General features: G+C 58.9%; 5 protein-coding genes. 2 read left to right on the top strand and 3 right to left on the bottom strand.

Annotated features, from left to right (window positions below; genetic code table 11):
- Positions 1–193: 193 nt before the first annotated feature.
- The 3 genes from CSQ85_RS12210 to CSQ85_RS12200 all read right to left on the bottom strand — a co-directional run bounded on the left by CSQ85_RS12210 (position 194) and on the right by CSQ85_RS12200 (position 4,385).
- On the bottom strand, positions 194–2,353 hold the full coding sequence (locus CSQ85_RS12210) for an InlB B-repeat-containing protein (RefSeq protein WP_150384240.1): 2,160 nt from the start codon (positions 2,351–2,353) through the stop codon (positions 194–196).
- A gap of 239 nt (positions 2,354–2,592) precedes the next feature.
- Complete coding sequence (locus CSQ85_RS12205) at positions 2,593–3,882, bottom strand: tyrosine-type recombinase/integrase (protein ID WP_150384239.1); 1,290 nt, start codon at positions 3,880–3,882, stop codon at positions 2,593–2,595.
- Between the two features lie 173 nt (positions 3,883–4,055).
- On the bottom strand, positions 4,056–4,385 hold the full coding sequence (locus CSQ85_RS12200) for a hypothetical protein (protein WP_150384238.1): 330 nt from the start codon (positions 4,383–4,385) through the stop codon (positions 4,056–4,058).
- A gap of 346 nt (positions 4,386–4,731) precedes the next feature.
- On the opposite strand from CSQ85_RS12200, the gene CSQ85_RS13205 reads away from it, so the two are divergent.
- Positions 4,732–4,869, top strand: a complete 138-nt coding sequence (locus CSQ85_RS13205; RefSeq protein ID WP_190973039.1) for a hypothetical protein — start codon at positions 4,732–4,734, stop codon at positions 4,867–4,869.
- 239 nt (positions 4,870–5,108) lie between these two features.
- The gene (locus CSQ85_RS12195) at positions 5,109–6,479 is read left to right on the top strand and encodes a KAP family P-loop NTPase fold protein (RefSeq protein WP_150384237.1); all 1,371 of its coding nucleotides are present in this window, start codon (positions 5,109–5,111) and stop codon (positions 6,477–6,479) included.
- The last annotated feature ends 431 nt before the right edge of the window (positions 6,480–6,910 follow it).

Below are 6,910 nucleotides of genomic sequence, written 5' to 3'. Positions count from 1 at the left end.
CCGCGGGAATCGGTTCCCGCGGGGGACACCCCCTCCTCGTTGTCTTTGTCGTGGTGCGGGGCCGTGGCTGCGGGTTCACGCCGCCGCGACAGTGCCGCCGGCACGACGAAACGGGGCGGGCCCCGCTACCGGGATCACATCCGGTCGCGGGGCCCGCCCCGTTTCGTGGTTTGTCAGGAACCGGCCGCTAGGGTCAGTAGGCCTTGAAGACGGTGCCCTCGACCTTCCAGCCGGGCTTGCCGGACAGGACCTTCTGCTCGTTGGCGTCCGTGGACAGCAGGTGACGGGCGTCCTTGTACAGACGCGTCACCGTCGTCGTGCCGGTGAACGTCGGGGTGAAGAACGCGGCGCCCTCGTCGTTCCACGCCGCGGAGGCGGCGAGGGTCTTGTACTCGTTCTCGTCGATGGTCCACACGTGGTCGCCGTTGGTCTTGTTGTACAGGCGGTAGACCTGCCTGACGATCGGCTCGGCCGCGTCGGCGAGGCGCGTGGCCGCGTCCTTCGCCGCGTCGCCGGTCAGACCGGCGTCCTTCGCGGCCTGCGTGAAGTCGACGAACTCGCCGTTCAGCTTCGGATCGGGGGACTCGAACAGACGTCCCTCGTCGGTCCAGCCGCCCTTGGTCGTGGCCGTGCTGGTCAGCACGGCGAGCTCGACCGGGTCCTGGGTGTAGAAGTGGTCGCCGTTCCTGTTGCTCAGGCGGTGCACGGTGGTCTCGCCCGTCACGTCGGCGCCGGTCTCGTGCGCGAACACGAGCTTCTCCCAGGCGGCCTTGAGCTCGGAGACGAGCTTCGCGGAGGTCTCCGCGGAGATGCCGGAGGCGTCGGCCGTGAACTCGGCCTGCTTGTACTCCTTCTCGACCTTGTCGTAGGAGGCGGAGAACTCGGACCAGGACGCGGCCGTGAACTTGGCCTCGTCGGCGTCGGTCACGTAGTTGAGCGCGACCTTGGCGAGGTCGGCGGTGGCCTTGACCCACTTCGCGGTCAGCACGAAGTCGTTGCCGCCGTTGACGTTGGCGGCCACGTCGGCGTCGAAGTCGAAGTCGGAGCCGTCCTCCTTGGTCCAACCGGCCAGGATGTAGCCGGAACGGGTCCACGCCGGCGCCTGGTCCTTGGACACGAAGTCGGAGCCGTTGACCTTCACGGCCACATCCGCGTTCCTGCCGTTGTACTCGGCGTCACGGAACGTGACCTTCAGCTCGGAAGTCGTCGCCTGCCAGTCCGCCGTCAGGGTCACGTCCGCGGTCACGCGGGCGCTGATGGTGCCGAAGTCGACATAGGAGCCGCTGGGCGTCTTCCACCCCTTGAACACGTAGCCGGCCTTGGTCGGCGCTGCCGGCTCCTCGACGAAGCCGTAGACGCCGTTGTTCTGGTCGAGGAACACGCGCTGCGCGGCCACGTCGGAGCCGCCCTTGGAATCGAAGGTGACGACCACGTACGCGAGCTTGGAGTCCGGGTCGACCTCGAAGGTCGGGTTGCCGTCGGTGCTCACGTCGGCGCCGACCTTCGTGGAGTGCTGGGTGCCCGGGGCGTTCTTCCACGCGGAATAGCCGGCCTTCTCGACGGAGGACGGGGTGATGATCTGCGGCGTGGCATAGGCCGAAGCGGTCGTGTCGACGAGCAGGTCGTCGCCGTTCGCGCCGTCAGCGTACGCGTTCAGCGCGTACGAGCCGGGGGCGTAGCCGGCGCTGTCGCCGTTGAAGCGCAGGGTCTTCACGCCGGTCGCGAAGGTCTTCGCCTTCACCGTCACGGTAGGAATCGTGCTGTCCTGCGGGCGGGTCACGGCGACCTTGTCCAGGCTGTCCACCGTGTTGTCCTTGATGGTCGTGGTGTCCACGCCCGCGCCGGTCACGGACCACGAGGTCGTCAGCTGGCCGTCCGCCTTGTCCGTCGGGGCCTGCGCCGCCGCCAGGGTCGACCCCTTCAGCAGGTACGCGTCAGCCGAGCCCAGCGGGTAGAAGCCGAAATCGCCCTCGAACGCGACCTTCACGACGTCCTGCTCCTCGGCGTACTTCGCCACGACCTTCGTGTCGGCCGTCACCGGGGCCGTGAAATCAAACGGCTTGCCATCAGTCGTGTAATAACCAACGAAGTACTTACCACCGACCACAGCGCCCTTATTCTCCGGCGTCTGGACGTTGCCACTGAGGGCGTCCACCGTGGAATCGCCGTAGACAACCTGCCGATCCCAGTAGGCGCTCTTGGCACCCTCATAGTAGAAGGACACCGTCGGATCCTTCACGTCGGCGGTGCTCGCCGCGCTGGCCGTGCCGGCCGCCACGCCCATCGTGGCCAGCATGGCCACGGAGGCGAGGCCCGCAAGCGGCGCGCGCCAGACCTTAGTGTTTCCTGTCATGATTCTGGAACCTTTCTTCTAGGGACACGGGTTACGCAATGGTGCGATATCCAGAATCGTTGAATTTCCAGCCGCTATAGACTCCTCTGAAATTGGCGGATTGTTCCGGACACGATTGGACACGCCCGCGGCCGTGCGATCAACCCCTCGACAGGAGGATTCGATCGTATCCATTCGTTCCTCGGCATCGTGTCCAGGCAACGCCGGACACGATGTGGACACGATGCCGGCGATCCGTTTCAGCGTGCTTTCGGACGTTTCTTCCCATTCAGCGCGTTCTCCCGCTCGGCGTCCACCGCGTCCGCCACCTGCTCCAACCGTTCTGGGAACAGGAACCCGTACACGTCCAAGGTCAGGCTGGCCGAGGCATGACCCATCTGACGTTGCAGGATCTTCACGTCGGCCCCGGCCTTGATCGCGATCGCCGCGTAGGAGTGCCGCAGGCTATGTGGCGTAAGCCCCTGTACGTCGTTCAGTCCGGCCAGCTCCACCGCCTTGTGCCACACCTTCCGTCGCCAGTTGTGGTCGTTGATATGTCCGCCTCGTATCGCGCGGAATACGTACGCGGTGTCCGGTTGCCCCTTGATCTGCTCTCTCAACGGTTTGATGAGGAACTTCGGGATCGCCACCGTGCGTGGTTTGCCGGATTTCGGCGGCCCCAGTCGCTGCGCCTTGGCTCCGTTCTTCCATGTGCGCCGGATGCGCGCCTTGCGGTGATCGAGATCCAGATCGCCCACCTGCAGTGCGAACGACTCGTTGATGCGCGTGCCCACATAGCTCTGGAACCGGATGACGAGGGCGTCGATCGGCCTGCCCACACGCTCCGCGGCGTCGGCCAGCGCCTCGATCTCGTGAATGTCGAGGAAGATCAGGTCGCGGTATTCGGACTTCGGTATCTCCACGTCGCGCGCCGGATTGCTCGTCAGATATCGCGACTTCACCGCGTAGTCCAGCACGCCGGCGAACACCACTTTGACGATGCTTTTCACCGACCGGGGTGACAATGGTTTCGCCGTGCGCTCGGCCGAGAGACTCACAGGGTAGTCGCCGGTGCTGAGGTCGCTCACCCATCTCGCCACGTCGTCGATGGTGATCGATCCGATCGGGGTGTTGGCCCAACGCGGGTTGACGTATACGCGCAGCTCGCACTCGTAGCGTGCCCGGACGCCTTCGCTGACGTGGTTCTTGGATCGCAGCCACATGTCTGCGATGTCCTGGAACGGCTTGCGCGCATCGTTCGGGTCGGCGTAGCGTCCGCTGCGCATGTCGTCCTCCATGCCGGCTTGGAACGCCTCGGCGTCGGCGAGTCTGGCGAACGATTTCGAGTGCTGCCTGCGCGCCTCGCCTTCGACGGTGTACCAGCGGCATCGCCATCGCTTGCCTTTGCCGTAGCGTGAGGAGCGCCATCGTTCGGGGACCTGTGCGTTCATGGGGTCGCTCACCGCGGCCAGGGAGCGTTTCGCCGTGGAGGACGGCGGTACGCCGTTGTCATGCTTCAGCCAGAGATCATCAATCCATACCCTTGCCATTCATTCACAGTAGTGTCGCTGGGCCTTGGTGGGAATGGGTATTACTGTACTACCGGTCCGCGGGCAAAGACGCGAAGGGCAGAGCGGTACGAGAAAGGGGACTTCCGTGCATACGTGTTATTCGGGAAGTCCTATTCGTCGGGACTGAACTAGTGTATATGAGGTCTTTCGTGTCAAAATCCAAGCGCGCGTTTGACTGCACTAATCATACGTGCCTCTGATGAGAAAACACCGATCACATCATCATCTCCAAGATGATAATGACGAGCTGTCTTCTCCAGAAAACCTGAAGAGACAGACACTTGCCAGCCTTTGTCTTCTTCAACATCTTTTTTGACGCCGACTACAGCCCACGTGCTATTTTTTAATTCCATATCTACGGTTGCTAAAAGCAAAGTATCATACTGTCCAGCAATTTTTTTGATCGCCCCTTCACTTTTAAGGGCGTATGCGATTGAACTCAGAATCAAGCTTGGAGTTATTGGCGGTTTGTCATCATCCATCTGGTCTCCTATCTATGACATCAATAAGGATAGGTCCAGTTTTGTGTGACAATACTGCCTATTGTCCAATAAATGGACATGCAGAAGACGTCGTTCGCCTTATTGAACATGTTCTGGCTCGGTGTGGCCGTACACGCATCGAACTGATCATCGTGCAAGGACGGGCGAAGACCAAAGTGTGCAGGAACCTGAGCATTACCGCAAAGGCGACGTGCGCGAACCTGAGCATTACGGCGTGTTGCAAGGAATTGCAACGATTTGAGAACAGTGGTGACGGTTCCGAGTGGTTCGTGGACGCAATTCCTTCGCGGCCGAACAGTTCGGCTACAGGTAGAAAGGAGCTTTCATGAACCTGTATATCTATGTCCTGATCTACATGCTGAGCTTGTCTGTCCCCCATATCAACGAGGGATGGAAGACCGTGATTTGCATCTCGATCATGGTGTACGTGATGCTGTGTGATCGGCTGGACTCCAAAAAGTAGACGCCAAAGCGGATGCATTCTGCACACTAGATGTGGATGCTTAGATCGCGCTCGAACTTAGCATCTCTCAGCATCTCTCATCGGCGTTCTGAGCAAAGAGCCCGGAATCGACATGCCGATTTCGGACTCCTATGACCGGGATTACTGGCTCTTCCGATTTCTAGTGCGTAGGCTTCCCGTGAAACGGTACTAGCGGCCTATATTTGGAACCGCAAGAACATTCAGAGGAGGAGGACGTAATGATCGAGAAATTAGCGGATGACCAGCCAATCAGCAGGCAACACAACAGCGGCGCACTTATCGATGCCGACGAGTTTGGCCGTAGAAGACTCGTCACGGCTGTCGCGCATCTGCTGGAACGCAACGTGCCCCCACTAAGTAGCATGGTCTTCGGGGTAGAAGGTCCTTGGGGATTCGGTAAGACGTCATTCAAGAACATGGTGGTCGAGCAGATCGAGAACGACTGGGTAAAGGCGAATCAGCAGTCAGGCAACAAGCTTCCATATCCAGTGATTGTGGATTTTAACCCGTGGATGTTCTCCAACGCCGAAAACGTGACGGAGATGCTGTTTGCGACCATCGCGCAGAAGCTGGATGGTGAAACGGGAGAGCTGGAATCACAGCGAAGGGAACGACACCAGCGCAGTAAGGATGCCATCGGCAAGACGTCTGACAAAGTATCCAGCGTCGCCGAGTTGGGCGGAAAGGCGGCTGACTTAATAGGAAGTCCTATAGCCGTAGGATTGCATCTGGCTTCCATCGGATTCGGTGTGCTCTCGCAGAACTTGAAGCCTGATCCCAAAGAGCCTTTGAGCTTGAAGCAGGCTCACGATAAACTGGTCGAGTCACTCAAGATGAAAGACCATGACTTCCGTCTGTATGTGTTCATCGACGAGATCGACAGGCTTGACGACCAAGGCATCATCGACATCTTCAAGTCACTCAAAGCGGTCGGCGACCTGCCACGTACGGTATACATTCCGATTTACGACCGTAGAATTATCACGAAGGCGCTCGGTCAGGCATCACGATTCTCCGGCGAAGATTATCTGAGCAAAATCGTTCAGATGCCCATTCCGATGCCGGCAGTGCCGTTTAGACCGGCAACTGACGGTGTGCTTGAGCGGTGCGAGCTGACCAATCTTGACGACAATGACTCCAAGCTGTGCGAGTATACGCTCTCCATATACATCATGAATAAGCGTGACGCGAACCGTCTATGCAACGCCTATATACTGCGTCATGCGGCCTTAGGAGACGAAACGAATCCAGCCGACTTGTTTGCTATCACCGCTATCCAATTGTTTCATCCCTCACTGGCTTTGTGGATGCAGGCGGCCAAAAAAATGTTAGTTGAGCGTGAAGATTTTCAGCGGAATCCATTGGCTATGGATTTTGCATCCTTAGGCGGAGAGACATCCTCTGGCAAGCTGGATGAAGAAAAGCGGTTACTCCAAAAGCTGTTCCCCAAAAGGAAGCACGCAGAAGATGCGGAAATTCCCATTGAGACCGAAAACCCAGAAAGCCGAAAAATCAGATTCTGGCAGCACTTTGACATGTATTTCACCCTTACTCCAGAGTTTGGTCCTGTCCCTCCGAGGGAAAACTGAAGAATTGGCTGAACGGGCAAATATGCCTTGGACAGATCAGACGAGGATTTCATGAAAGGATCGCACAATCAACTGCAGCGAATGCTTAAAACGCAGGCAAATCCTAAGTGGACTTTTTACCGTTTGCGGTGAACGGCTGATAAGTCTAGGCGGCGGTGACGCCATCGATCGAGGCCGATGTTGGCGCACCGGCGAATCGTGGGGCTTGTATGCCGCCCGTGCGTCACAGTAGTGGTCTACGGCGGTGTGTTTCGTGAGGTTTTCACTGGTTGGATTTATAGTTAGTGGAATGATCCTCGTATGGCCTCCAGATATAGGTCATCAGGGGGCAACGTCCTTGAGCGACGGGTCGATCGGGGCACCGATTCTTTTGGGAATCGTGTGGTTTCATGGTTAGTTTCATTTGGGTTTCGTGTGAAGAAGGCCGGTTG

It is taken from the genome of Bifidobacterium rousetti (genome assembly GCF_008698235.1).
Taxonomy (GTDB): domain Bacteria; phylum Actinomycetota; class Actinomycetes; order Actinomycetales; family Bifidobacteriaceae; genus Bifidobacterium; species Bifidobacterium rousetti.
This window is presented reverse-complemented; position numbering and strand designations above follow the sequence as displayed.

Excerpts from the sequence above, each read along its gene's own strand:
- CSQ85_RS12205 (WP_150384239.1), bottom strand. The coding sequence starts at position 3,882 with ATGGCAAGGGTATGGATTGATGATCTCTGGCTGAAGCATGACAACGGC.
- CSQ85_RS12210 (WP_150384240.1), bottom strand. The coding sequence starts at position 2,353 with ATGACAGGAAACACTAAGGTCTGGCGCGCGCCGCTTGCGGGCCTCGCC.
- CSQ85_RS13205 (WP_190973039.1), top strand. The coding sequence starts at position 4,732 with ATGAACCTGTATATCTATGTCCTGATCTACATGCTGAGCTTGTCTGTC.
- CSQ85_RS12200 (WP_150384238.1), bottom strand. The coding sequence starts at position 4,385 with ATGGATGATGACAAACCGCCAATAACTCCAAGCTTGATTCTGAGTTCA.
- CSQ85_RS12195 (WP_150384237.1), top strand. The coding sequence starts at position 5,109 with ATGATCGAGAAATTAGCGGATGACCAGCCAATCAGCAGGCAACACAAC.